The sequence below is a fragment of the Dorea acetigenes genome (assembly GCF_025567385.1).
GTDB classification, from domain to species: Bacteria; Bacillota; Clostridia; order Lachnospirales; family Lachnospiraceae; genus Claveliimonas; species Claveliimonas acetigenes.
Genome location: NZ_JAOQJU010000008.1, coordinates 23525 through 49993, shown reverse-complemented (window position 1 = coordinate 49993; position 26469 = coordinate 23525). Strand labels below are relative to the sequence as shown.

The window sequence follows — 26469 nt, the reverse complement described above, 5'->3', positions numbered from 1 at the left end:
ATTCCCTTCTATAATCAGAAAAATCCCCATTCTTGTTTATTATATCAGTGCCTCACACTTTTTTAAGTTGTCAAAACAACTTTTTACGCAAAAACTCCTGCCACATCTATCCAGTGGCAGGAGCCTTCTTCAAAAATAAATTTAATATAAAACAAAATGATTCTTTCGCACGGTCAGTAACCCTTCTTTTTCCATTTTCTTTAGTTCATGGGACAGCACGCTTCTGTTTAACCCCAGATAGCTTGCCAGTTGTTCCCGGTTGAAATCAATATCGAAAGCATCACTTTGATAACGGAGACTCTGGATTTTTAAATATTTTTCTATCTTTTCCCGTACACTTCTTGATGAAAGGATCTCTATCTTGCGGTATTTACGGATATCTTCATTGGCAAGAAAAGTGACAATACGCTGATAGAGGGAAATCCTGTCCGTCTCCTGCAAAACCCCTGCCTCTTCAATGTATCTGACCGGAAACCAGTAAATTACTGACGGCTGCAATGCATAAAGTGTATATGGACTGGTTTTTTTTATACTAACAGCCACCTCCAGCCCCACCATGTACGACCTCTGAAGCTTTTGCATCATTTGCTCCGTCCCGTCAGGATAGTATTGTACCTTACAGACCTCACCAGAAAGGAGGATTCCAATTTCTCGAATTTCATCTCCCTCTGACAAAATCATCTCCTTTTTCTGATACTCCTTCGTCTTTCCTTTCAACAGTCTGATAATATTTTCTGCCTTTTCACTGTCCATTCCTTGAAACAAATGGCAGGAAAACAAGCCTTTATGCAGCTCCATTATCCACGCTCCGTTCTTTCATTATAAATCAAACAGGGACAGCTGATTACTCTCCGGGATACCTTCAAACAGTCCCAATTCATTCATCAAATCAATGACTGTCTTACTTACCTTCGTCCGCTGCCTGAAATCATCCCTGGAAAGATAGGGGCCGTCCGCAGACGCCGCCTCAACAGCTTCTGCAGCTTTATCTCCCATCCCTTCAATACTGGAAAAAGGCGGCATTAATTTACCGTCGATAATCAGAAATTTTGTAGCTTTCGCTTTGTACAGGTCAATGGGAACGAATTCCAGTCCCCTGGCGTACATTTCCTGTACGATCTTCATGTCCTTCAGTGTATCCTGTTCCTTTTTACTGAGAGTATTAGAGCGCCGTTTATAATCATTGATATAATAATTCAGCTGTTCTTTGCCCCGGCACATCAATTCATAGGAAAATGCATCTGCACGGATTCCGAAATAGGCCGCATAGTAGGCAAGCGGATAATTAATCTTACAGTAGGCAATCCGATATGCCATCATAACATACGCTGCCGCATGTGCCTTAGGGAACATGTACTTAATCTGCTCGCAGGACCAGACATACCAGTCCGGCACATCGTGCGCCGCCATATCTTTTTTAAATTCCGGCCACTCCTTACATTTCCCTTTTGCCACCGCTCCTTTTCGAACACGCTCCATAATCGTAAAGGATTCTTCACTGTCTAATCCTTTATTAATAAGGTAGGTCATAATATCATCACGGGTACAAATGCAGCTTGAAATAGTAGCCTTGCCGCTTCGTATCAGTTCCTGGGCATTGTTAAGCCACACATCTGTCCCATGCGACAGCCCGGAAATACGAATCAGGTCTGACAAAGACTGCGGCTTTGTGTCCACCACCATCTGAATAACAAAGTCCGTGCCAAACTCCGGGATTCCAAGGCAGCCCACCGGGCAGCCGTCAATATCGGAGGGTTTAATTCCCAACGCCTCCGTACTCTGGAATAAAGACATCACACCCCTGTCATCCAGCGGTATCTTCGTAGCGTCAAAACGATTGTCCGTCTCGTTGTATTCATTCTCCATCGCAGGCGAACTGATATATTCCTCCAGTGTCTTAATCATCGTCGGATCATCATGCCCCAAAATATCAAGCTTTAACAGGTTATGGTCAATGGAGTGATAATCAAAATGGGTAGTGACAATATCCGTAGACATGTCATTTGCCGGATGCTGCACCGGAGTAAAAGAATTAATATCTTCCCCCAGCGGGAGCACGATGATACCTCCCGGATGCTGCCCCGTACTCCTGCGGATACCCGTACATCCCTGCACAATCCGATTGATCTCACAGACCCGTTTCCTGGTTCCACGCTCTTCATAATAATTCTTCACGAAACCAAATGCCGTCTTATCCGCCAGCGTACCGATGGTTCCTGCACGGTAAGTCTGTCCGTCACCAAAAATAACTTCTGTATATTTATGAGCATTACTCTGATAGTCGCCCGAAAAATTAAGGTCAATATCCGGCTCTTTATTTCCTTTAAATCCAAGGAATGTCTCAAAGGGAATATCGAATCCATCCTTTACCAGCTTCTCCCCACAGACCGGACATAATTTATCCGGCATGTCCCAGCCGCACCCTCCGGCAAATGCCTTTACCTCCTCCGAATCAAAATCACTATAATGGCATTTCTTACAATAATAATGGGGACTTAAAGGATTGACCTCCGTAATACCTGCCATCGTCGCAACAAAAGAAGAGCCGACAGAACCACGGGAACCAACCAGATATCCATCCTCATTCGACTTCCACACCAGCTTTTGGGCTATGATATACATCACGGCAAATCCATTGGAAATGATGGAATTCAGCTCACGTTCCAGACGTTCTGTCACCACCTCCGGCAATTCTTCGCCATACATCTCATGAGCCCGGTTATAGCAGATATCCCGCAGCATGGTGTCCGAATCCGGAATGACCGGAGGACACTTATCAGGACGTACCGGCGAAATTTTCTCTACCCATCCGGCAATCATATTGGGGTTTTCAATTACCACCTCATGAGCCTTCGCTGAACCTAAATATTCAAATTCTTCCAACATTTCTTCCGTGGTTCTAAGATAAAGAGGCGCCTGCTCATCCGCGTCAGAAAAGCCCTTTCCCGCCATAATAATCCGGCGGTAGACTTCATCTTCCGGGTCCAGAAAATGCACGTCACAGGTAGCGACCACAGGCTTATTAAACTTCTCTCCCAACTCAATAATCTTTCGATTCAGATCTCTTAAATCTTCTTCACTTTGTACCTTTGTAATCCGGTCACTAGCTATCATAAACCGATTGTTCCCAATAGGCTGAATCTCCAGATAATCGTAATACTCTACAATCCGTGCAATTCGTTCCTCTGACCTGTCATTTAAAAGTGCCTGGAAAAGCTCTCCTGCCTCGCAGGCGCTTCCCAGTATCAGCCCTTCTCTATATTTGGAGAATTCACTTTTTGGTATCCTGGGCTGCCGCCCAAAATACTCAATATGCGATTTGGATATCAGTGTATAAAGATTCGTCCTCCCAATATCATTTCTCGCAAGGATAATAGCATGATAAGACGGAAGTTTACGGATCGCATCTGCATTGTGCGCCCCGAATCGGTTCATCTCTTTTAATGTAAAAACATCCCTTTCTTCCAGCATCCTGACAAACTTCACAAAAATCTCCGCCGTCGCTCCCGCATCATCTACCGCACGGTGATGATTCTCCAGCGATATATTCAGTGCCTTCGCAACAATATTCAGCTTATATTTAGACAGAGTGGGAAGCAGGATTCTTGCAAGCGCCACCGTATCAACAGATGTAAAATCCGGCTGTATATCCTGATACCTGCAATTCTGCTCTATAAAGCCCACATCAAACCCCGCATTGTGTGCAACCAGCGCCGCCCCATCAATAAATTCCAGAAATTCCGGGAGAACCTCTTCAATCGTCGGCGCATTCATCACCATCTCATCCGTAATACTGGTAAGCCTGGTAATTTCAAAAGGAATCGGCACTTTCGGATTTACAAAGGTACTGAACTTATCCGTAATCTTTCCTTCTTCCACCTTTACCGCGCCGATTTCAATAATCTTATCCTTTACAGGACTAAAACCCGTAGTCTCCAAATCAAATACCACATAAGTATCACGAAGCTTCTGGCCTTTTTCATTAACTGCAACATCCTTCAAATCATCAACCAGATATGCTTCTACACCATAAATAATCTTAAAGGAATCCTCCTTCTCCAACCGTTCAATGTAATGGTTAGCGTCTGTGAAACCTTGTACGACGCCATGATCCGTAATGGCAATTGCCGGGTGTCCCCAATCATGCGCCCGCTCTACAATCTTCGTCACATCAGAGACGCCATCCATATCACTCATTTTGGTATGACAGTGAAGTTCTACCCTCTTCTCCACCGATTTGTCTTCCCGTACTGCCGTAAAATCCTTAATTTTCTTAATGCCATTCACAGAACCTATGGTAAGCTCTCCGTCATATCTGTCAATCGTCGTGACCCCTTTGATTTTCAGAAAAGCACCCGGCTTAATCTCTGCCAGCATCTCTGGCAGCATCTCATTTTTCACAAACATTTTCACCATAATGGTATCGGTAAAATCCGTCACCGCATACATGAGAATGGTTTTTTCTCCCCGGATTTCCCTGGTCTCAAAACTAATCACCTTACCACGGATTGTAATCTCACCCATCTCACCGGCTACGCTTTCCAGCTCAATCGCTGCATCATCAAAATCTCTTCCGAAAATCATATTTGGATCATCTGACTTGCGATAATAAGAGCCTCCACTTCTTCCCTGGAAGCTTCCCCCCTGTTTCTGCGGATTCCCCTGCTTCTGCGAACCGGCCGCCGTTTTAGAGTGTTCCTGATTTCCAGAGGAACCAGCTATTTCTCCCACCGCTGAAGCTTTGCTCTTACTCTTTTCTTTCCGGGCAGCAGACGTCTTTCCTTCTTCTTCTCCATTTTCTTTCTGAAGTTTTTTCTCAGCATGGAGGGCATTGCTGCGCTCAACAATTGCCTCTACCTCCTGCCTTAACCGCAGCTCGTTATATTTCAGCTTACTTTCTCCCATTCTTTCATAAACTACCCGAACCTCTACAGGCAAATGGAACCGTTCATGGAAAATATGCCGAAGCAGTCCTACAACAGAATCTTTCTTTCCCTCTGCTACTACAGTATCCTGAAGCTTCAGACACAGAACATTCTCTTCTTCAAAAGAATACTTCGCCGTCTGGAGCATATTCTTTTCTACTACACTTTTCTGCTCTGCTTCCAGGAGAATACTGTCGAAATATTCATTCATCAGATTTTCCGGCGTATATAGCTCCGACAATTCATAGTCCTCCAGAATCTGCGCCTGAATCCTGGTTCTGGCAAAAAGCTGTTCCTTAAGCATCTTCTCTGTTTCATAGATATATTTCTTCTGTATCAGATGCCGGCTGAAAATATGTACCCGCACATAATCCCTGGCGGAATTGGTGGTCACCTTCCTGACCTCAACTCCTGAAAACATCATTTTAATGCCTTCATTCACTTTTAAAGTTGGAAATACTTCAAAAAACGGTTTACTCATTCCAGTGTAACAACTCCTGTCTCAACGTATCCAATAATTCTTCTTCCTTTACTTTCTTAACAACTTCTCCTTTTTTTATCAGAAGTCCTTCGCCGATTCCGCCCGCAATGCCAATGTCCGCTTCCCTTGCCTCTCCCGGACCATTTACCACGCATCCCATAACCGCAACTTTCACATCAAGCGGAATATCCTTCACCATATCCTCCACCTGGTTCGCAAGCCCGATCAAATCAATCTTCGTACGTCCGCAAGTAGGACAAGACACAATCTCAATGCCTCCCTTGCGAAGTCCCAATGTCTTTAAAATTAATTTCGCAGACTTAATCTCTTCCACCGGATCTCCGGTCAAGGAGACACGGATTGTATCCCCGATTCCCTGATAAAGAATAATGCCAAGACCGACAGACGATTTAATATTACCGGACAACAGTGTGCCGGATTCCGTAATCCCTACGTGCAGCGGATACGGACACTCCTTCGCAATCAACTCGTGAGCTTTCACACCCATCAGTACATCAGAGGACTTAATACTAACCACCAGATTGTCATACCCCATCTCTTCTATCAAATGTACTTTATCCAGCGCGCTCTCTACAATCCCCTCTGCCGTAACTCCACCGTATTTCTCCACAAGATTTTTCTCCAAAGAACCGCTGTTCACCCCCACACGAATCGGGACTCCATACTCCTTCGCCTTATCAACCACAGCCTGAACCCTGTCTCTGCCGCCAATATTGCCTGGGTTAATCCGAATCTTATCCGCCCCATTTTCAATTGCCGCGATTGCCAGCCTGTAATCAAAATGAATATCGGCTACCAACGGAATATGAATCTGTTTCTTAATCTGCTTTATTGCTTCTGCCGCCTCCATCGTCGGCACAGCGCAGCGGATAATCTCACATCCTGCTGCCTCTAATTTCAGAATCTGCTCCACCGTACTTTCTGCATCTTCTGTTTTCGTATTTGTCATAGACTGAATAGCAACCGGATTTCCGCCGCCAATCCACACATTACCGATTTTTACCTTCTTTGTCTCCTCTCTTGTCATAAGAACCTCCTTTTAAAAAAGAGCGTTGCAAAGCATTGCAACAGCTCTTATCTCTTAATAAATACCATCTGTTCACCATACTCACGTTCTGTAAGTGTCAATCGCTCATGATCCACGCTGTAATCGAAAGTGGTGATAACGGAGCTGAGAGCATTCTCCAGCATTTCCTCCGTATATTCTCCATCCGAATCCTTCACTGCTTTCTTAATAGCATCCGGATCTTCACTAATTGTCAGCGTCTTCCCGTCCTTATCGATTGTATACTTCACTTTCAGCTCTATATCACTATCCTCCAGTACTTCTGACATGTCAACTACCATAGAATTATTACTTCTGATTTTTAAATTCAGGCCGCTGTCTTCTCCCACCCAATTTCCTTCCAGTGGATTAGACGTGAAGAGTCTTGTCAGGAAAAAAATTGCTATTACCACAATTAAAATAGAAGAGATAATCATAACAATTCTCCATATCCGACTTCTCTTTACCTCATCATTCTTTGCTATTAACATCCGCTCAATCCTCTCTATTTTGTTTCTCATTAAATTATAGGTGGTTTAATGGCCTGTGTCAACGGGGTATCTCTATGTTTCATTTTGCGACATAGTGGCAACATTTTGTTGAGATTGGGCACTTTTACCTCTTACTTCATGCAGAACTGGTAGAATATGGTAACAATACAAAGGAGGAAGCGGTATGTCATTTTCCGAAAAGCTAAAGAATCTTCGGGCAGAAAACAATATGACTCAGCAGATGCTTGCTGACCGTATGAATCTCGCCAGAACAACCATTACCGGATATGAGACAAAAAACAGACAGCCCTCACACGAAAAACTGACTGCCATGGCAGATATTTTTGGTGTGACTGTCGATTACCTGATTGACGACAGAGAATCAGATCCTGCATCAGCCAATTCTTCTGATACCCCGCGCAGGAATTCCAGTGACATACAGCTTCTGGAAATTTATCACGGTCTCTCGCCAAAATCGAAAGCAGAACTCTTAAGATATGCACAACTTTTAGAACTTTGGGAGGCATATAAAAATCAGTAGAAATAAACGAAAGGCTGCCTGAATGCAGCCTTTTTTCGTTCTATTTTACAAACCGATGATAAATATAATCATTTGCCTCCTGTTCCTGACTGTCATCAAGAGGCGCCAAATCAGCTTCCCCGTATTTACGTTCCAGCGCCCTTGCAATCAACCAGTCACAAACCTGCGGATTCTTTGGCAAAAGCGGTCCATGAAGATAGGTACCGATAACATTTTTATATACGACTCCCTCATATCCGCTTTTTCCGTCATTCCCTGAACCATATAAAACTTTTCCAAAAGGCTGGTTTTCACCAATATACGTCCTGCCTCCATGATTTTCAAACCCGACCACAGGCATAGCAACTAATTCACTCTGAAGGACAATATTATCGATCAGCCTTCCTTCTTCCTGCTCTGTATAAATATCTACCAGTTCAAGACCTTCCATCACTCCATCTTCAGTCTTATAATAATTGCCCAGAAGCTGATAGCCTCCACACACGGCAATCACCACACCATTGTCTTCCACATATGCTTTAAAATCCTTTTGAATCTCTTTTAGCTTCTGACACACAATCATCTGCTCTCTGTCAGAGCCTCCACCCAGGAGCACAATATCCAGCTTTGCAAAATCAATTTCATCCTTCAATTCAAACTCTATTGTCTCTGCCTCAATCCCACGCCATTTACATCGCTGCATCAAACAAGCAATATTTCCCCTGTCTCCGTAAAGGTTCAAAAGATCAGGATATAAATGCCCTATCGTTATCTTACGCTCCATCACTTCTGTCCCTCCAATCGTTTCAGCACGTTCCTGGTGCTAAAAAGCGCCGTATAATTTACCAATACATACAGATTCCCACACCCATTTTCCACACGCTCACAGATTGCCTTCTCCACATCAGCTTCCAGCATAGAAGGAATATCCACATACTTCAGCCTAAGCCGCATATCCTGGCATCGGATACCGCTGACTACAATGGAATGAACATTTGCCTCTTTGAACCGGTCGAAATCTACATCCCACAGCCAGGATACATCCGTGCCGTCCTGAGCATTGTCATTAATCACAATTATCAAATCCTTCCGGGTATCATCCTGCATAACCGCAGAAATATTCTGATTAAAGCCTGCCGGGTTCTTGGCAAGGTTCAGAATAATCTTCGTATCCCGAATCACAAACTGTTCCATACGTCCATTTTCAGGATTAAAGTCTGCAAGCATCTCATTAAAATGCACAGGCTCAATACCTGCTGCCCTTACCGCCGCATAAGCTGCCAGGATATTATATACATTATAGAATCCTTTATAATTTGCTGTAATCCTTCTGCCCTCCACTGTAAAAGAAAGCCGTTCCCCCACTTCAATCTCAGAAGCGTTAAACAAAATCTCCGGCCGCTTAAAATCACAGCCTGTACATGCATAATCACCAAGCTGGCTGTAATGATAGAATTTATATTCCAGAGGCGCGCCACATTTCTTGCAGAAGCGTCCCTCGCGAATTTCGTGAGAATCCTTATCATCCATCACCTTCTCACTAATACCATAGGTGAGAAACGGATTGCCTGCATCCATTGCCAGAAACGCAGAAAGCGCATCATCCCCATTTACAATCACTTTCATATCCGGTGCGCTCTCCATCACCTCTTTTAAAATGTTCATCGTAATATCTATTTCACCATACCTGTCAAGCTGATCCCGGAACAGATTCGTAAGCACCATATAATCCGGTTTAAAATACGGAAACACCCTTCTGGTAGATGCCTCATCTATCTCTATGCAGGCACAATCCGCCTTCAAATTGCCGTTTAACCCTGCTCCCAGGGCAAATGCCGCTACAACACCATTTAACATATTAGAACCGGTGTGGTTACAGATAACTTTTTTTCCTTCCGCCTCCAACGCTGCACAAAGCATATTATTGGTTGTCGTCTTTCCGTTTGTTCCACACACAATGAAAATCGCACCCTTCACCTGTGCCGCCAGTTCTTTCAATATATCCGGACATATTTTAAGCGCAATCTTCCCTGCCCAGGTCACACCCTGGCGGTGAAAAATATGCACGCTCACCTTTTCAGCCAGTTTTGCCGCCCATATGGCTATCATTCTACGTAATCTCATAAAAACCTGTCCTTTATCTTATTCTTCTACGCATTTCTTTCAGCAATACTATAAATCAGCTTCTCCGTATCCTCCCATCCAAGGCACGGATCGGTAATCGACTGCCCATAAACATGATTCTCGCTGATATCCTGCCTGCCCTCCACAAGATAACTTTCAATCATTACACCCTTCACCAAACGCTTCAGCTCAGGGTTATAATTCCTGCTGTGCATTACCTCACTGACAATACGAATCTGTTCCTTAAACTGCTTGCCGGAATTGGAATGGTTCACATCCACTACAACTGCCGGATTCTTCAACTCTCTCTTCGCATACATTTCCGCCAAACGCGCAAGATCTTCATAATGATAGTTTGGAATATTCTTCCCATACTTATCCACACCGCCACGCAAAATCGTATGTGCCAGTTCATTTCCGCTGGTTCTCACATCACACCCTCTATAAATAAAACGATGGGGATGCTGTGCCGCTGTAACAGAATTTAACATTACTGACAAATCGCCGCTGGTAGGATTCTTCATCCCTACCGGGATATCCATTCCACTGGCAGTCAGCCTATGCTGCTGATTTTCCACAGAACGGGCTCCCACCGCCTCGTAAGACAATACGTCATCCAAATAGCTTCTATTCTCAGGATACAACATTTCATCTGCAGATGTCAGACCTGTCTCCTCCATCACACGAATATGGAGCTTGCGAATTGCAATAATCCCCGCCAGAAGATCCGGTGCCTTATCCGGATCCGGCTGATGCAGCATTCCTTTATATCCATCTCCGGTCGTACGGGGCTTGTTCGTATACACTCTCGGTATAATCAGTAATCTGTCCGAAACCCTATCTGCCACTTCCTTCAGTCGATTTACATATTCACACACGGAATCTTCATTATCCGCCGAACACGGGCCCACCAGCACAACAAATTTATCTGACTTCCCCGTAAAAACATCTCTGATTTCGCGATCTCTTTCTACTTTAATCTTCTTAAGCTTCTCCGGCACCGGGTACTCCGCCTTCAATATCTCCGGCAGTGGCAGCTCATGGTTAATCTTCATTGACATTGTTTTATCCTCCAGTCTATTTATCCTCTTGCCATCTTCTCCATATTACCACACCATCCCCCGTTCCATCAAATACTTTAGGAAACCTTCACATCCCTCCATAATATCATCATAGGTACGGTCAAAATTCCCCGTATACCAAGGATCCGCAATATCTCTGGGATTATCTGAAAAATCCAAAAGCTTGTACACTTTGTGTTCCGGATCTCCACCCAGGATACGCAACATATTGCGGATATTCCAATCATCCATTCCAATCAGATAATCATATTCTCTGTAATCTTTCTTCTTAAGCTGCACGGCATATTTTCCTGCCGTACTAATCCCATATTCTTTTAATTTATTAACCGTACCGCGGTGAACCGGATTGCCAAGTTCCTCTGTACTGGTCGCCGCAGATGCAATATGCAACTGATTGCCCATTCCACGCTTCTGCACCAGATCACGGAATACAAATTCCGCCATGGGAGAACGGCAAATGTTGCCGTGGCAGACGAAAAGTATTTTTATCATTCTTGCATAACCTCGCATTTCCTTGTTTTTCTTGGTATTTCAGGCTTTGTGAGCCTTTGTAAAAAATTGCTTTTTGGCATAAATTGGTGTGTTATGGCATATGTTAGTTCGCAAAAGGTGTAAAACAAGGTGTAAATTCCAAGGTTTTACACCTTGCCATTTTAAGCATTAAAAACGTAATTACACAATCCGAAGTCTGGCGACTTCTTCTCTGGCATCCTCAAGATTGACATGCGTATATGTATTCAATGTAACACTTATATCTGAATGCCCCATCAAATATTGTAATGCTTTTGGATTCATTCCCGACTTTGCCATATTAGAACAATAAGTATGTCTACATACATGCGGTGTAACATTTGGCATCTGAACTTTGTAAATTTTATTATACTTCTGAACAATATGTTTAAAGTAATGCTCCCAGTGCAAAGAATAGCATATACTTCCATCTTTATCAAAGTATAAAAATCCGCTCTTCCCCTCTATCATGGGTTCTGTTTTTGGTGGATTTCGTTTTTCTATAATCTTCCGAAAACATTCTTCTACATCCGCAGTCATAGGTATCTTTCTTGTTCCGCTGATTGTCTTTGTTTCTTGAATATAATATCCAATTTTTGATTTCTTCTGCAATTGGTGGTCAATATTGATCGTATGTTCTTTAAAATCAATATCAGAAACAGTCAGCCCACAAAATTCTGAGATGCGAAGTCCCGTCTTAAACAGTATGTAAATGCCTTCGTAGTACTTACTGAAATGTGGATCATCCTTCACAAATTGTAAGAACTTCCGTTCTTCACCTCTGGTAATTGCCTCTCTTGTCACACTGTCATTCACAATCACTTCCACCAGTTGAAACTGAAATGGATTTTTTCTAATCAGATCATCGTCTACCGCCAATTGAAATGCCGGTCGAAGAACTCCACGGATGGAATGAATGGAACTGTAGCTTTTCTTCTCAATTTTTTGAAGATGTATCAGCCAACATTTCGCATCGGAAATCCGAACCATATCAATCCTTCTTTTTCCAAATGGATCTTTCTTCAAAAGATTGATGACCGTCCCATATCCGGCAACCGTTGTCGGTCTGACACCAGTTCTAGTCGAAATATATTTTTCAACCAGTTCCAGCACTGTTATATTTCCGCCATTTGTTATAATCTGGTCAAATCGGTCTGCCTAGATTCTCTTTTCCAATTCTCGAAGTGATGCTGTACGACGTTTTCCTTTTGGAGTCGCATCATTATGGTCCAGTCTCCAACTATACACACAGCGTTCTTTTCCCATCTCATCTGCATACTTAAATCGATATCTGCCATCAGATAACTGCATTTCTCCATTGTGTAATATACGTCCTCTATGATCTCTCTTTTTTTCACTCATAATATTCAGTCTCCTTCATCAAATGTTCATTTAACTTGGAAGACCGTCTCGGTAGTATTGATTATATCACAAGACACTCTCTTCGCTAAGATAAAATGAACATTATTTTCGCCATTGATTTCCGCCTTGTCGCCTATCCTTTAAACCGTGCTGGATAAATCCAGATACTTCTCAAATAATCTTCTTTTAAACCGAATATGTGAGCCAATTTCCAGAATAAAATCTGCTCCCACATTTTCATTGGCGATCTGTCTCAGTCTCTTTTCTCCAATCCCGTAATACTCCGCAGCCTCCGGAATGTTCAAAGAATATTTTTCCCAAACAGGTACCATCTTGTCCGTATTACTCATCTTCATTCATCCTCCTTTCGGCTCCTTCCAACATCTTTTTTGCTTTATCCATTTTCATACTTGCGATTTTCTCCCGTTTACTTGTACCTCCCACATATATTGGTGTACACATTTCCAGAATACGATCATAAATACGCTTTTTCTCTAACATCGTTTCATTTTTCAGTTCTTTCAACGGAAGATTGGTTGTTACGATCAATGGTCTTCCGGAGCGGATTCTTCGGTCTATAACACTAAACACAATTCCTAACGCATACTCTGAATTGCGCTCTACTCCCAAATCATCGATAATCAAAAGTTCATAACTAGCCAAGGCATTGATGTATTCAGTTTTATCTGCCAGTGGAAATATATCATCAATAATCGTATTGAAATTTGTCATCTTGACTGTTACTTCCTGTTTCAAAAGAGCATTGGCAATACAACCAGAAACGTAGCTTTTTCCAGTACCAACTGGTTCCCAGAGCAATAGCCCTATATGATTTCGTTTCATTTTATTCCAGCTTTCAACATAGTTTTTCGCCTTATTCATAACCGCATCCGACATGTCCGCATTTTCAAATGTCCACTCTTCCATTCTGCTTTCTTCAAAACAGATTCTTGTATTTCTACTGACTAATTCCCGGTGTTCTTTTTCCTTAAAATATCTTTGCTCTTCTTCATATGCTTTTCTGTCGCAGGCACATTGTCTGGAGTGTTTCTTCATCCCCATAAATCCTCCTGCCGGGAAATACGCCTCTTTCGGTTCTCCACAAACTTTACAATACTTCAATCCATCTTTAACCAAATACATTGTATTTTCTTCTCTCATCACAGACTTTCTCCTTCTTCATAGCCATAATTTACTTCATGATATTTATTTCTTTTATATTTCTCAGTTACTTTACTAGGTGCCACATTTCCGACTTCTGCACAGCCATTTTTACGACCAGATGAAAGATTCTTTTCCGACTCTGTCATAGCCATCCTTTTGTCCGCTTTATTATCAACTGGCTGTAAACTTATCTCATCAGATGGAATTCTCACATATAAATGATTTGGTTTTGAAAATCCACCAGATCTGCGAACCAATAATCCTGCCTCGTCTAATTCCTTCAATGCTATTTTTACAGATGATTTGCACTTACCAATCTGAACAGATAATTCATCGATTGGAAATATCAGATAAACATTCCCTTTGTTATCTATCCAGTTATTCTTCCTCGATATCCGTGCACGGTCATATAAAATCATATAAAGGAATTTTGCATTTTGAGAGATTGGAAGATGTAACAAAAACTTCGGGAACTGGAAGTACTGAAGTGTCTGCTCTGACTCCGTCATGTATTCATATTTCATTTTCTCGCCTCGTTTCTAATTCAATTTAGTGTAAAGACGTTTTCTAAGCCGGCTGAAAAAATGTCCTTACATATATCGAAACGCTGAGAAGCATAAATACAGGGTATACAAAATATTTTTTTATAAAAAAAGAAAAGCATCCAACTTTTTAGGTTGAATGCCTTGTCAAAATATTCATTATTTTGTTGTCTGTGACTTCCTGATACGCTTTACGTATCTGATAAAATATATTTGCTGGCAAATATATTTTTATGTGGATATGGGGAAATAACCCCATCAAGTTCTTGATCTGTGAATAATACAGAATTGGCAAACTGGCGATACTGTATTACACGGGTGGATCTTGCTCTGGTGTTTCTTTCTCTTAGGAGCAGTAAGCAATGTTGGATACCATTTTGAAATATTGCGGTGGTCACTAGGGATTATGAGCTTTTTTCTTTTAAGTATATCTTTTATTGAATAAAAAGTCCCCATTTCGTTTTTGCTCATGATGATGAACTTTTTCAGCCATATACTAAATATTCCAAAGATATCTTTTCAATTTTCTTTTTATTTTTCTAGCAACTTAGAATATTACATCCTCAATTCTCCATTCTTTTCCCATCATTTCAATTACATCTCCAACTTTACATCCTGTAAACACTTCAACCGCTTTAGGCAGCATTCCATTTACCATGTCATATCTATATGTTTTGGTTTCCTTATCTATATTGCGAATTACAACCTTACATCCTAATGTCACCTCAGGAACATCTGATATATCAACAGCATCTGTATTTTCATCATCAGAATAATCAATATCCTCTTCTTCTGCAGATATATTTCCTTCAAGATTTAATGTAGGGACATCACCTTGCATAATTGCATCTACTGCATCGGTGAATATTCTAGTGATTTCTTCCTTTTCCAAACAATCAATAACCACCGATCCCCCAACTGCGTTTAAATATGACATTGCAGGTCTTATATGATCTTTCACTAGTACGTGACGTCCTTCATCCTTAAATTGTCGCAGTGCTTCTATAATGGCAGCCATAACATCTGGATTAGAAGAAAATGTAAAGTTATAAAAGAACTCATTAATTTTAGAATTCAAATCATTACTTCCAATAATATCCAGACTTTCGAAGTGATTTTGATTATTGTTAGGATCTTAAGTATTATGTCCTACCCACCAGCATTTTGATAACGTATTTCTGTAAAATCCGCTTCTTCCAGTATATCTGTAAAAAAATCTGGTCTGTATGGCACCCGCTTCTTTTTCAGCACTCTTCGGCTTTTTCCCGTATCCATATCCCCACCGTTTACGCATGTAATCGTAAAACGTAGTATGAGCCAAACCTGCCCATAGACGTTCATCACTGGCTTGTGATTCACTCAAAAACTGTAATTTTTCATAAAGGATCTTGCAATTATTAAGGTCTATTTCCCCAGGTGTTAAATCAGAATTCAAATCAGCCAATTTAAATTCTGTAACATCTTTAAATTCGATAAAAGGATCCTCTCCACAAATATCAGTAATCCATTGATTTGTTTTTTCCGTATAGTATTTTCCATAAACGACTGGCAAATTAGCTTTAAACATTTCGAGTGCTTCTCGTTTCATTATGTATAGTTTCATTACGAGTCCTCCTCTGTGGTATCAAAGAATATTGGAATCTGATCAAATGCTTTGCTCAAAGGCAATTCCATTGCTTCTTGCGCCAATTGATAAGAGGTTTTCTCTGGATTAAGTACCTCTTCCATGAAAGTAATGCCCCTCTTTGCATAAGACTTTTCCAAAGCTAAAAACCATTCTTTGTTATGATATGTTTCCTCTCCACCTTCCTGTCTTAATTCTTCAAACACATAAACCAATACTGGTAGTATTAACATTGAGTGAAACAAAGACTGTAATTCTGTCTTTCCAGAGTACACAGCATATACATCATAATCTTTAGTTCCCAAACCAATCCTAATTTTATTTGATTCAAGATTTATTTCAGCCGGACAATTATCTTCCGTAATTCTTTTATAAACTGCAAAAATCGAACCCGCATTTGTAAACTCCTCGTAATCTTTTGTTACGTCCAAACTGTTAAGGTTTTGATAGGCCAAAATAGATCCCGTGAATAAATTAAATGTAGTATCTTGAAAATCATCTACCCAGTCTGTACAGAAAAAACCTGTAATATTCTTTTTAAGAATAATAAATGCTACAACATCAAATGATCCATTTATTCTTCCAATTGGTATGACATGTTCAATATGTTTTGATACGGAATGCAACACTTCTCTGTATGCTGTTGTCGAGCATTCCAAATGTATGACATAATCCGCTTTTCCGTCTATAATTAACTGCTCTAATTCATGACAATTCATAGTAATATCAAAACTTAGCCTTAGGCTGTTGACTCCTTGCATCGACTGTTCGTAATCAACACTAAAAAAGGATTCCTTATAATCGTCCTTCTCATCACTTAATACCGGATAGGTAAATAATCTATTAGTTATGTTCATATACATTTACCTCCATAGCATAATCATGTGAATCTGCAAGAGTTACAATAATCTTTACTTTCCCAGAAGATGTCATATTCAGAGTTTCTATCAAATCTCCGTTCAATTTTGCTGTTTCACATCCAGATGTCGGATTAACATCTGTTATACGAAGCCTATTAGACTTTCCATTTTCTCCTACAGTGACAAGTTCAATCCTTCCATACTCCACATCATGTGGTATTTCAAAATTAAGAGAATATATTCCTGTACCTTTTTTTATAATGCGCACATTTTTAAGCGGACAACTAGTCTCCCCACCTGCTTTTTTCTGTAGCACAACATCTTTTCCATTTGGATCCGGGATTCCTCGATGCGTATCTAATTTTTTTCGTTTTCTTTTTCCTTTCAGAATTCTAAGTCCTACTTCGCCCATTTTTCCAAGTGTTCCACTTGTGGTTGTAGATTGACTGCTGCCTTCATCTCCTTTTCCATAAAAGAATCCTTTTGATGGAGTCTTAATTGGTCGTTCCAAAACATTAATGTTCCCCAGATGATCATTGATGTTTTCCCGTTTATTATCTGAATCACCAGTGTCTACTGCCTCTGGCTCTTTTTGAAGAACACCACCTAACCCCTCAACGTCTATTTCATCATCACTTGTATTTTCAGCAAGTTCTGCTACACAGATTCTAATCCAGTCCTTAATTTCTTCATAATACGCTTTAGCCTGTTTCGGATTTGGATGCCTTCCGGGTTCCCAATTATCATGAGCGACTGTTTCCATAGCGCGGAAATAACTGTTTAAATCTTTCCCCTGTAATTCAAGAATTCCTGTAAAAGGAACCAATTTAGATATATTTCCAAGCCGAAATAATTTCATTCCAGCCTTCCTCACAATCAAAACTTTTCTATCTAATTTTTCATTCGGATCAACTAACAGTCTCAATTCCAATGTACCCATACCATGAAAATCCTGTGAATATATATGAACGCCCTCTGTTCGCGTCAACGCAAGATAATTGCCATAAGTTCCTTTAGTTGCACCCGGGCGTTCTCTATGAACACGTTCCATATATCCTGGTAATGATTTTTTATTAATTTCTCTTCCTTGTACCTTTACTCGAAGCTGCTCATTAAAAAATGACATAAGAAAACTTTCCAATAATGCTACCGTAATTTCTGTTTCCCAATCGCTTGCAGACTTAAATCCATAAATAAAAACATCTGTCCCTATTTCAGATCTTCTATTTATACTATCAAGTTCCGGTATTACCTCTACCGGATTATTTCCTTTTGTTTCTCCATAATAACCAATCCCGCTAGTCATCAACGCTCCATCTTGATATGACATTAATCTTGAAATGCCCTGTGCAGCACGCTCATATTTCTGATTGTACGTTCTGTAAAACACCAATCTATAATGCGAATTACTAAATGGTGCACTTTTTCCGATACCAAATGCTCCAGCCTTATCATCACCTTTATTCGCACCACCATCAATTTTTATCAATGCATTCCATCCATCGAAACTAAAATTAAATGGATCATTGGATTGTGTATATGGATCTGAAAGTCCCGTTGTATTATAATCACTAATTCTGAGTAAAAAAGTATTCTCCTTTTCTGCCTCTTTTATGGCATCTTTCAAAAAAAGTTTAGCTTTTTCGCTCTTTGATCTATCCCAAAAAGCCTTACATTTTTTCAAAATATTTCGGTATTCCATAATACCAGGAATCTGCTTTGCAGGCACAAAATATCTTTCAAATTCAACCAGAACATCCGGGTTACTATCATTCAATGCGGCATCCAAAGAATTTTGGCAATTTTCTCGTGCCAAAGATGAAAGCTCAGTTCCATTAAAATTTTCGATACCTGCATCTGCAACTCCTTTTACCTGTCCATCCTGGTTACCTGGGAAATTCCACCTAGCCATCTTACTGTCCCTCTCTTTATATTTTTCTATCGTCTCTTAAGAAGTTTTCTCAAACTTTGAGTTTCAACAATTCGATAATTTGACAGCCATAATTGCTTATCCTTTCCTGCAAGTTGCGGATTATTGCTACTTTCAAATGTATTCTGCACAATACTTGTTCCGACTTCCTCCCAAATTTCCAAAGGATTAAACAGCCATGAAACCTCACCTGTCTCTTCATCAAATCTTAACAATGAACGAAATGCACCAAAAATTGGATAAATGTAACCGCTTGATATAGAATAATTCGTTCTATTCTGAAGGTAATTTGTTTTCGTTCCTTTTTCAATATTTTCGACACCTTTTACACTTCCAAACCTAGGAATAGCGACCCCAAGTTTTTTCTTGTATTCATTGTATTTCAAAGACAACTCTCTCTCTATCAAATCATATAGTTCCACAAGAACCGGTAATTGTTTTGTTAATGATTTATAAAAAGGTGTATCATATGCATCTTTATATCTTTTAAAAACCTGAGCCTTACCTGAATAGCTTTGAATAGGTGCCACACTATCATCTGGATATTTAACTACATCAAATGCATACATTAATCGAAGTAATTCAGATATGTTGATTGGCTTATTTTCATTATCCTTATATGCAATTTTATCAGCATAATTTTCATCTTTAATAGCGTTTCTTATATTCTCAAAACTATCTTCAAGATTAAATAATGCTATATCTGAAACCTGAACGGATGTGTTTCTCGCATCTGATAATCTTGTAATATTGATCACATTAGTAATCACTTCCATACGAACATATTTTTCAATGTCTTCCGGAATTCTATTTCTATTCTGTATTATAGCTGTATAAGTATGTCCTCCATCAAGGATACCATAATTATATCTGTCACTCTCATCATCCTGATTACCAATATCAATTGTCACCTCTGAATCCACACTATTAAAACTTAATGATTTTGCAGAAATAACAATACCTCTATTATTAATATAAAAATCTGTTTCCGGCTCAACCACAGCATTGATAAGTCTCTTTGCTACATTCGTTCCCATTTTAGGTACTCGTGGATTAACATCTAAAGGAATATTTTCTGGAAGATCCTTCATATTCACTAACAAATAATAAATTGTTTCAAACGATGTTGCTTCTTCTTTTTCATTTTTCTTATAGGGCGAAGCAAGTGTCCTCAATGCGTTCACCTTGAATTTTAACTGTGTATTCATACTCTTATACCTCCGTTTTCTATTTCTTTTCCATTTTTTCATTTCAGTTTTTATGGTCTTTCTCAAATTCTGTTTCAGATCTTGATCTAAGTATATTCCTTATGGTAGAATAGATCAATGCACCATGGTGCATAATTATAATGGAGATGACTAAAATGGCCGAAAGGAAAAAATATGATCCAGCTCTAGTAAAAGTAGGCGAATTAATTACCGAAAAAAGAAAAGCTTTAGGACATGCATACAACTCTCGCGAAAGCTTTATTTCATTAAGAAGTGATGAACTCTTTGGGGGAGAAACATGGATTTCATCTCGCCACCTAGCTAACTTAGAGCTCGGGAAAAACTGGATTAGTATCGAAAAACTCATAGTTCTCGCTGCTGCCTTAGAAGAAAATCCCGTTGATTTATTTGAAGAGATTATTCAAACTTATCAAAAATATAAATAATGTATACTTTAAACGTAAACGGCTCTATTTTACATTTAAAAGTTATATTTACAGATGAGTAATCCATATCACATGCTCTATTTTGCTATAATTTTCTTTTACATGGATGGCTCTTTGCATATTTAGAATATCAATTGGTAACCCTATTGCGTTAAAAATATCCATATTAAATCTTTATAAATTCATTGCATAATCCACTTCTTCTGTGTATACTATAAATAGTAGATGGGCTATATGCCTATCATGTGGACTGACACATAAAATCCGAAATTCTTTCCGGACTTCGGGTGCCGGACAGTTGGCTGGCAACGGAAAAACCAGTTTTCTTATCGGACTTCGGGTGCCGATCAGTTGGCGGACAACAGAAAAATCAGTCATTAAAGGAAGGTGTCATCTGCTACGGCAGAAGAACCTTCCTTTTAAATTTATCCAAAATACCAGCATATAAGGAACTTTAATATTATGACTAAAAAACAGGCTATTGCTATCATTACAAAATGCGCAAAACAATATCAGCAATATTTAGAGCATAACCAAGTTGTTTTTGTCTATCGTGACGAATACAATCATTCACACCATACAGTTGTAAAATTTCATTCTCATAATTTCCTTCATTTTACCGGAGTTGTTCCAAGAACAGGACTGAATGCGAATGGTTTCTATCGTGCTGCCCTAAACAGTCGATTAAGTGAAAATGATTTTTCATTTAAAAATAATCATACAACAGAATTAAAACTTCAAGTATTGAGTACCATAATGAGTATAGACACGAAAGCTCGTATGATAGGTAATTACATCGGTCCGCATCTTGAGCTATATACAGAGAAGGTTACCGGCACAACATCTGCCTGCCTCGGTCTGATTCAAGGTAAAGATTGTTACATTCCAAACAGTGTATTAAGTGAAGATATACGCTCAATCGTTCCTAAACCACCTGGAAAGATATATTCCATATTCAAAAAAGATATTAATTCACCACTGTATACTCAGCTTACATACAAAGCAAAAAATATAACTATTACAAAGAAATGTCTCCCCGAAGAACTCCTTGATGAAATTGATCCTTCCCTTTTCGAAAACTAAAGTGATAGATTTGTTCTTTAACGAATACATTTTTGTGAATTGACGACTCCGTTGCCATCATACATAACACAGTAAAATGCATTTCAAATTCATTTTCTCCATATAAATAAGACGTGAGATTTTCTCCCACGCCTTCACATTATTATTTCAGCTATTCCGATCCGGTCTTCCAAAGGTATAAATAAGGTGTAAATTATTGGTTAATCCCCAAGAAATCCAATAAAATCAAGGTTTTCACGACATCCATTAAACATTGCCGTGGCAGACGAATAATACTTTTATCATAAACGAAAATCCTCCTAAAATGCCGTATTCTGCCCCGATTTGCCGCAGTTTGCCGACTATAATTTTTGCTCTGTGATTGTTAAATTTGTCACAGAATGAGCAAAATGCGGCAAAACGGGGAAAGTTGAGGACATGAAACGTAGTCAAAACGTAGTAAGAACGAGGGTGTTTTACTACTGCGATTTATTACTTTTCAAAAAATTTTCTTTTATTGTAGAGGGATATATTCCTTAAAAATATTACAAAGTGCTTCCGCACAATCATCAGTTACATTCAATAATTTCAAAACATAATCAATATAATATTGCTTTTTCCATCCAAAAGAATTTGACAAACCAGTATATGGTAAAAGCCCCTTATTGTTAATGACTCTAAGTGCTTCCAAATAATCGGCTTCATCTACTATTCTCTGTAATTCATTCAAAACGCTATTATATACCTCCATTGCATTAGTTTCCGATGATATAGAATTTAGATTCTCAACATATTCTGAAATTGAAGTAACAGATTTATTGCTTATCTGATTAATAGCATTTTGACATTTTTGTCTTGTAAACAAAAGTGCTTGTCCATTTATATTTTTTTCAAAAAACCAATCGTTTTCTCCTTTTTTGCGGAAACAATTTCCTCAACATTTTCAATATTCTGCTTACGAGCTACAATTCTTATTACCTCTGGTAATAAAAACAAATTCTCTATTTCTGCAACCTTAGATACAAAGATATCATAAGTACGAAGAGAATTTATTTCTTCTTCTGCTTTTCTATCCCGATCAATAATCCCCTTTACCTCTTTGTAATGAAACTCGCGCATGCGATTATACGCTTTTGTTGTTTGAATAACTGTGCCACACCCCTCTAATGGTATGATATTATAATCTTCAAAAATCTTTGAATACAACTTTCTATCCGTACTTTTATCAGGAGTACCTTCAACAAGAAGTATTTTCTGCCTATTTCCTAAAATCTCTAACACCAGTACCAACACCTACTTTGCAAACTTGTCCTGCTGCAATCCTCCCTCCATACAAAAACTGAAGATACCCGCATAGCAAACAAATATTATTTTTACATTCATAATTATTGTCCTTTAAATGCCACGTTTTGCCGCAATTTGCCCCCACCGACACCATGCCGCAATATAGGATGTAATTGAATCGTAGTAAAAACGGTGTAAACACCATTTCCACTGCCGCGATTTGCACCGTTTTGACGCACTTTGCGTTGACTATGAATATTTGCCGTGGCAGACGAATAATACTTTTATCATATGTTAAACCCTCCATATAATTATTTTATACAATTCATAATTACACTTATCATCATTTCTTTTTCTTCTGGATTTGATTCTGCGATCATAATCGTAAGTGCAACAAGTGTATGGTCGTCAATTAGTTTTTCTCCATTTTTAAATAAAACACCATTCTTATCCAGAAAATATAAGAACATTGTTGCAGCTATTCGTTTATTTCCGTCGGAAAAGCTATGATTCTTCGTGACAAAATATAATAAATTTGCAGCTTTTTCTTCTAAAGTAGGATATAAGTCTTCTCCTGCAAAGCTTTGATAAATTGCTCCAATGCTTCCTTTAAATGAATCATCCTTTTCATTACCGAATAATGAACTGCTGTCACCAAATTTCATATTATCAATTACTTTTCTACATTCCTCATAAGTCAGAATATATGTTGCTCTATTTCCTTTTGGTCGTTCCATATTCTGATGATCATAGGCATCTAACAGCTCTAGTGCCTGACTATATTTTTCTACTACTGTTAATACTTGTTTTGTATCCAGGCTGTTTTCTACTCTTTTCATAACTCGTATTACCTCGTTTAATTGATCCATACGATTATGATTCACAGCGTATCCTCTGATTATGTATTCCTTTAAGACACCATTTGCCCAACGTCTAAATTCGATGCCTCGTTTTGATTTCACTCGATAACCGACAGAAATAATAACGTCCAAATTATAGTGTTCTACCATGTATTTTTTACCATCGGAAGCAGTTGTCGCAAATTTTGCGACAACTGCATTTTGACCAGATAATTCTTCCTTCAAAGCATTATTAATGTGCTTACCAATCGTTTTTATGTCACGTTCAAACAGTTCTGATAACTGATTTCTATTAAGCCAAACTGTTTCCTCTTTCACCATAACTGGTAAAGATATCATTCTATCCTCTGTCTCAAATAAAATTATTTCATTTTTGTTATTCATTGGTTTCTCCAATCCATATATTATGTCACATCGGAACACCCTTCAAAAGTTGTAAAAATCATCTAAATGACCCATAAATCCTATTAAAACAAAGAAATATCATCCACCCCACACTTCCTGCCGTGGCAAACGAATAGTACTTTTATCATGTTCTCATAACTCCTCATATCTTCATTTTTCCTTGTATTTAAAGGATTTTTACAACTTTGATTTTTCTTGCAATTCATGTATCTTTTTATAAATTCACATATTTTCATGGGCAAAAGTTGTAAATAATTGAATTGTTTCCTTTGTTTTTTTGCCTGTAAATTAATCATTTTATCACATTCGCTTTCGTCAATCATAAAATATGGGTAGTTAATCCTTTTTACTAACTACCCACATTTGTCATAATCTTTTCACTGCCTGCTCAAATTCCTGCTCTGTATCAACAAACCGATACGGTTCATATTCTCCATATGCTGATGGACGGCTAATTGTAACTAATTGCACTTTATCTGTTCCTATTTCAGTAATTAACTTTCTTTTAAAATCCACTAAATGCTGACCGTGAGCTGTCTGTAAAGCTAAACAACCAATATCACTAATTTTTTTGCGATCAGATAACACACGCTCCAACACCTCCTTGAATTCATTTTCTGTTCTGATTCTACCACTTTCATATTCTTTTCGCAACGTACAACCAATCAAATCATCATATTTGCGTTTATATACATATTTATGAACGCTTTCTTCATGGCATCTTCCTTTACATCTGTCAGTTGCTTTTCCTGTCTGTACCTATTCATTAAAATAATGGAATAATCCATAGATAGAACCAATTGTAATATGGCAGCAATGCTGGTATTACCATTTCGATAAATCATATCATATTGATTAAAATTCTCGTCTAATGCAGTTTCAATAGATATTTCTTCGTCCGAACCGTAATCATATGATGTATTTAAAATATACAATGTATGATTATCTTTATTGTAGTCTTCGGTTCCTGCTCCCCCTTCCCTGTAAATGAGATTATTCCCACACTTCAAGAGAGACTTCCCGGAAAAACCATATCTTCAGAAGTGGTAAAACAAGATAAGCTAATCTCTGGACTGAAAAATCATATGTACCAATTATGTATTCTCTGTACAGATCCGGAAGATAAATCGCTGTTCTGTCAGCGTTTTATGCAGGAACGCCTTTATATCTCCATTTCAAAAGACCATCCTCTTGCCCAGGCAAAGAGTGTAACCTTCCATGACCTACGCGGTGTCCGTATTCTTGTAAACGGCAATGTTGGTTTCTGGTTGGACATTTGCAAAAGAAACCTTAATGAAGCTGACCTGCTGATACATGGAAATCCTGGTGCCCTTACTGATCTGGTTGAATCTTCCAATCTGCCGCTCTTTAATTCCGATCAGTTTATTGCACGCGGATTTAAAACACCCGGAAGAATCTCTATACCTATTAGCGATACAGAAGCACTTGTTACCTATTGACTGGCTTGCCTTGCTTCCAACCAGAAATCTTATCGTTCTATATTCAATGCAGTGCGGGGAAATCTTTTGAGAAACAACTAAAACTTTTCAATATGAAATAGCAAAAGAAAGAGAGCGCGACGCATACGGCTGGTGCAGTATTCAAGAAATCTGGAACATGACAGTATGGATGATCTGCATGAACTCGTGGATTCATCTACTCTGCCTACTTTTCATTCTAACCGCCGCCTGTGTAACCACAGGTAGTTACCAACAGACGCACTGAAATACAAAATCATGAAATGTCTCCCTCCTTCAATTTCTTCACATCTTGTAAGGAAATTTTCGGATGATGGTACTGCGGCCGTTTACTTAATGTGGGGACTCTCAATTTTACTGCATGTTTCGGACACCAGTGGAGGCAGGCATAACATGCCGCACATTGCTCCTTATGCACTGCTTTTCCACCATTTATGACGATATTATCTGTCGGGCATACCGAAGCACAGATTCCACAGCCTATACAGTCTTTGGTAATCCTAAAATTTTTCATAAGCGTCAGACGTTTCAAGGAATGGGTTCCGTAGAAATAACTTTTCTCAACAAAACCCGCTTCAGCCTTTTTGCCTGATGGTTCATAAAGTATGCTCTTCCTGCATACCATCTCACTAATTTTCTTTATGACAGATGGAGCCTGAGCCAGCCTCTTTTGATTTTCTTCTTCAGAACTGATTAGACAGTTTCCAGGCATCTGCAAATTAAAACCAGCACATAAATGACCACCGTTTGTCTGCAGGGCCTCATCTACGCTTTGAAAAGCTTTGCCGCTCTGTCCATTATTGGAAGTCATTACAAGGAACACATAGCTGTCCGCCCTGACTTTCACTTTCACGAGAATCTCTTTTACAATCCATGGAATATCTCCCATATAGGTAGGAAAAATAAAACCTACCATATCATCCGGGCATTCTAATGGCATGTTCCTGTACTTTATAAGCCCTTCAACTGGTGTCTTCAGAATTCTTCCAAGTTCTTTTGCTGCCCAGAGTGAATTTCCGGTTCCTGTAAAACAATAAATCATAGT

General features: G+C 39.1%; 24 protein-coding genes and 2 pseudogenes. 4 read left to right on the top strand and 22 right to left on the bottom strand.

Annotation, left to right across the window (positions count from 1 at the left end):
- Positions 1–141: 141 nt before the first annotated feature.
- Genes OCV99_RS08565 through OCV99_RS08550 form a run of 4 tightly spaced genes read right to left on the bottom strand, consistent with a single transcriptional unit; the run spans position 142 to position 6963 of the window.
- Positions 142–798 (bottom strand): Crp/Fnr family transcriptional regulator, encoded by a 657-nt coding sequence (locus tag OCV99_RS08565; protein WP_158369757.1) that lies wholly within the window; start codon positions 796–798, stop codon positions 142–144.
- Positions 799–819: 21 nt separating this feature from the next.
- Positions 820–5406 (bottom strand): PolC-type DNA polymerase III, encoded by a 4587-nt coding sequence (locus OCV99_RS08560; protein ID WP_158369755.1) that lies wholly within the window; start codon positions 5404–5406, stop codon positions 820–822.
- Positions 5399–6454 (bottom strand): flavodoxin-dependent (E)-4-hydroxy-3-methylbut-2-enyl-diphosphate synthase, encoded by a 1056-nt coding sequence (gene ispG / locus OCV99_RS08555; protein ID WP_158369753.1) that lies wholly within the window; start codon positions 6452–6454, stop codon positions 5399–5401. The genes OCV99_RS08560 and ispG overlap by 8 nt, the downstream gene beginning before the upstream one ends.
- 47 nt (positions 6455–6501) lie before the next feature.
- Positions 6502–6963, bottom strand: coding sequence for a hypothetical protein (locus OCV99_RS08550; RefSeq protein WP_158369751.1), 462 nt, complete (start codon positions 6961–6963; stop codon positions 6502–6504).
- 184 nt (positions 6964–7147) lie between these two features.
- Between OCV99_RS08550 and OCV99_RS08545 the strand changes: the two genes are divergently transcribed.
- A complete protein-coding gene (locus tag OCV99_RS08545) occupies positions 7148–7504 on the top strand; it encodes a helix-turn-helix domain-containing protein (protein ID WP_158369749.1) in 357 nt (118 codons plus the stop codon).
- Positions 7505–7544: 40 nt separating this feature from the next.
- On the opposite strand, the gene OCV99_RS08540 is transcribed toward OCV99_RS08545, so the two are convergent.
- The 12 genes and pseudogenes from OCV99_RS08540 to OCV99_RS08485 form a co-directional block, all read right to left on the bottom strand.
- Entirely contained in the window at positions 7545–8267 is a 723-nt protein-coding gene (locus tag OCV99_RS08540; RefSeq protein ID WP_158369747.1) for a type 1 glutamine amidotransferase, read from the bottom strand.
- Positions 8267–9607: a MurT ligase domain-containing protein gene (locus OCV99_RS08535; protein WP_158369745.1), complete on the bottom strand. Its 1341-nt coding sequence runs from the start codon at positions 9605–9607 to the stop codon at positions 8267–8269. Before OCV99_RS08535 ends, OCV99_RS08540 begins: the two co-directional genes overlap by 1 nt.
- A gap of 26 nt (positions 9608–9633) precedes the next feature.
- Complete coding sequence (locus OCV99_RS08530; RefSeq protein WP_158369743.1) at positions 9634–10668, bottom strand: 3-deoxy-7-phosphoheptulonate synthase; 1035 nt, start codon at positions 10666–10668, stop codon at positions 9634–9636.
- A gap of 45 nt (positions 10669–10713) precedes the next feature.
- On the bottom strand, positions 10714–11181 hold the full coding sequence (locus OCV99_RS08525) for a low molecular weight protein-tyrosine-phosphatase (RefSeq protein ID WP_158369741.1): 468 nt from the start codon (positions 11179–11181) through the stop codon (positions 10714–10716).
- A gap of 180 nt (positions 11182–11361) precedes the next feature.
- Positions 11362–12561, bottom strand: a pseudogene (locus OCV99_RS08520) (tyrosine-type recombinase/integrase).
- Between the two features lie 140 nt (positions 12562–12701).
- Positions 12702–12911, bottom strand: a complete 210-nt coding sequence (locus OCV99_RS08515) for an excisionase (RefSeq protein WP_158369739.1) — start codon at positions 12909–12911, stop codon at positions 12702–12704.
- Complete coding sequence (locus OCV99_RS08510; protein WP_158369737.1) at positions 12904–13722, bottom strand: ATP-binding protein; 819 nt, start codon at positions 13720–13722, stop codon at positions 12904–12906. The genes OCV99_RS08515 and OCV99_RS08510 overlap by 8 nt, the downstream gene beginning before the upstream one ends.
- On the bottom strand, positions 13722–14249 hold the full coding sequence (locus OCV99_RS08505; RefSeq protein WP_158369736.1) for a replication initiator protein A: 528 nt from the start codon (positions 14247–14249) through the stop codon (positions 13722–13724). The genes OCV99_RS08510 and OCV99_RS08505 overlap by 1 nt, the downstream gene beginning before the upstream one ends.
- Positions 14250–14814: 565 nt before the next feature.
- Positions 14815–15855: pseudogene (locus tag OCV99_RS08500) on the bottom strand (DUF6339 family protein).
- Between the two features lie 14 nt (positions 15856–15869).
- Entirely contained in the window at positions 15870–16748 is an 879-nt protein-coding gene (locus tag OCV99_RS08495) for a hypothetical protein (protein WP_158369730.1), read from the bottom strand.
- Positions 16735–18663 (bottom strand): hypothetical protein, encoded by a 1929-nt coding sequence (locus OCV99_RS08490; RefSeq protein WP_158369728.1) that lies wholly within the window; start codon positions 18661–18663, stop codon positions 16735–16737. Before OCV99_RS08490 ends, OCV99_RS08495 begins: the two co-directional genes overlap by 14 nt.
- A gap of 26 nt (positions 18664–18689) precedes the next feature.
- Positions 18690–19889, bottom strand: coding sequence for an AIPR family protein (locus tag OCV99_RS08485; RefSeq protein WP_158369726.1), 1200 nt, complete (start codon positions 19887–19889; stop codon positions 18690–18692).
- A gap of 155 nt (positions 19890–20044) precedes the next feature.
- Between OCV99_RS08485 and OCV99_RS08480 the strand changes: the two genes are divergently transcribed.
- Both OCV99_RS08480 and OCV99_RS08475 read left to right on the top strand, forming a co-directional pair.
- Positions 20045–20335: an XRE family transcriptional regulator gene (locus tag OCV99_RS08480; RefSeq protein ID WP_158369724.1), complete on the top strand. Its 291-nt coding sequence runs from the start codon at positions 20045–20047 to the stop codon at positions 20333–20335.
- A 462-nt stretch (positions 20336–20797) separates the two neighbouring features.
- Positions 20798–21418: a PBECR4 domain-containing protein gene (locus OCV99_RS08475; protein WP_158369722.1), complete on the top strand. Its 621-nt coding sequence runs from the start codon at positions 20798–20800 to the stop codon at positions 21416–21418.
- A 493-nt stretch (positions 21419–21911) separates the two neighbouring features.
- Here the strand turns inward: OCV99_RS08475 and OCV99_RS08470 are convergent, their stop codons facing one another.
- From OCV99_RS08470 to OCV99_RS08450, 5 genes are all read right to left on the bottom strand, one after another.
- Positions 21912–22262 (bottom strand): hypothetical protein, encoded by a 351-nt coding sequence (locus OCV99_RS08470; protein ID WP_158369720.1) that lies wholly within the window; start codon positions 22260–22262, stop codon positions 21912–21914.
- Between the two features lie 14 nt (positions 22263–22276).
- Positions 22277–22678, bottom strand: coding sequence for a DUF4435 domain-containing protein (locus OCV99_RS08465; RefSeq protein ID WP_262575238.1), 402 nt, complete (start codon positions 22676–22678; stop codon positions 22277–22279).
- Positions 22679–22992: 314 nt separating this feature from the next.
- On the bottom strand, positions 22993–23925 hold the full coding sequence (gene rhuM / locus OCV99_RS08460; protein ID WP_158369716.1) for a virulence protein RhuM/Fic/DOC family protein: 933 nt from the start codon (positions 23923–23925) through the stop codon (positions 22993–22995).
- A gap of 387 nt (positions 23926–24312) precedes the next feature.
- Entirely contained in the window at positions 24313–24534 is a 222-nt protein-coding gene (locus OCV99_RS08455) for a DUF6718 family protein (protein WP_317248012.1), read from the bottom strand.
- 77 nt (positions 24535–24611) lie between these two features.
- Positions 24612–24956, bottom strand: coding sequence for a hypothetical protein (locus tag OCV99_RS08450; protein WP_262575265.1), 345 nt, complete (start codon positions 24954–24956; stop codon positions 24612–24614).
- On the opposite strand from OCV99_RS08450, the gene OCV99_RS08445 reads away from it, so the two are divergent.
- Positions 24885–25406 carry a substrate-binding domain-containing protein gene (locus tag OCV99_RS08445; RefSeq protein ID WP_158369712.1) on the top strand — a complete coding sequence of 174 codons (522 nt, stop codon included), beginning with the start codon at positions 24885–24887 and terminating at the stop codon, positions 25404–25406. The two genes, OCV99_RS08450 and OCV99_RS08445, sit on opposite strands and share 72 nt — an antisense overlap.
- 274 nt (positions 25407–25680) lie before the next feature.
- On the opposite strand, the gene OCV99_RS08440 is transcribed toward OCV99_RS08445, so the two are convergent.
- Positions 25681–26466 (bottom strand): EFR1 family ferrodoxin, encoded by a 786-nt coding sequence (locus OCV99_RS08440; protein WP_158369710.1) that lies wholly within the window; start codon positions 26464–26466, stop codon positions 25681–25683.
- Between the last annotated feature and the right edge of the window lie 3 nt (positions 26467–26469).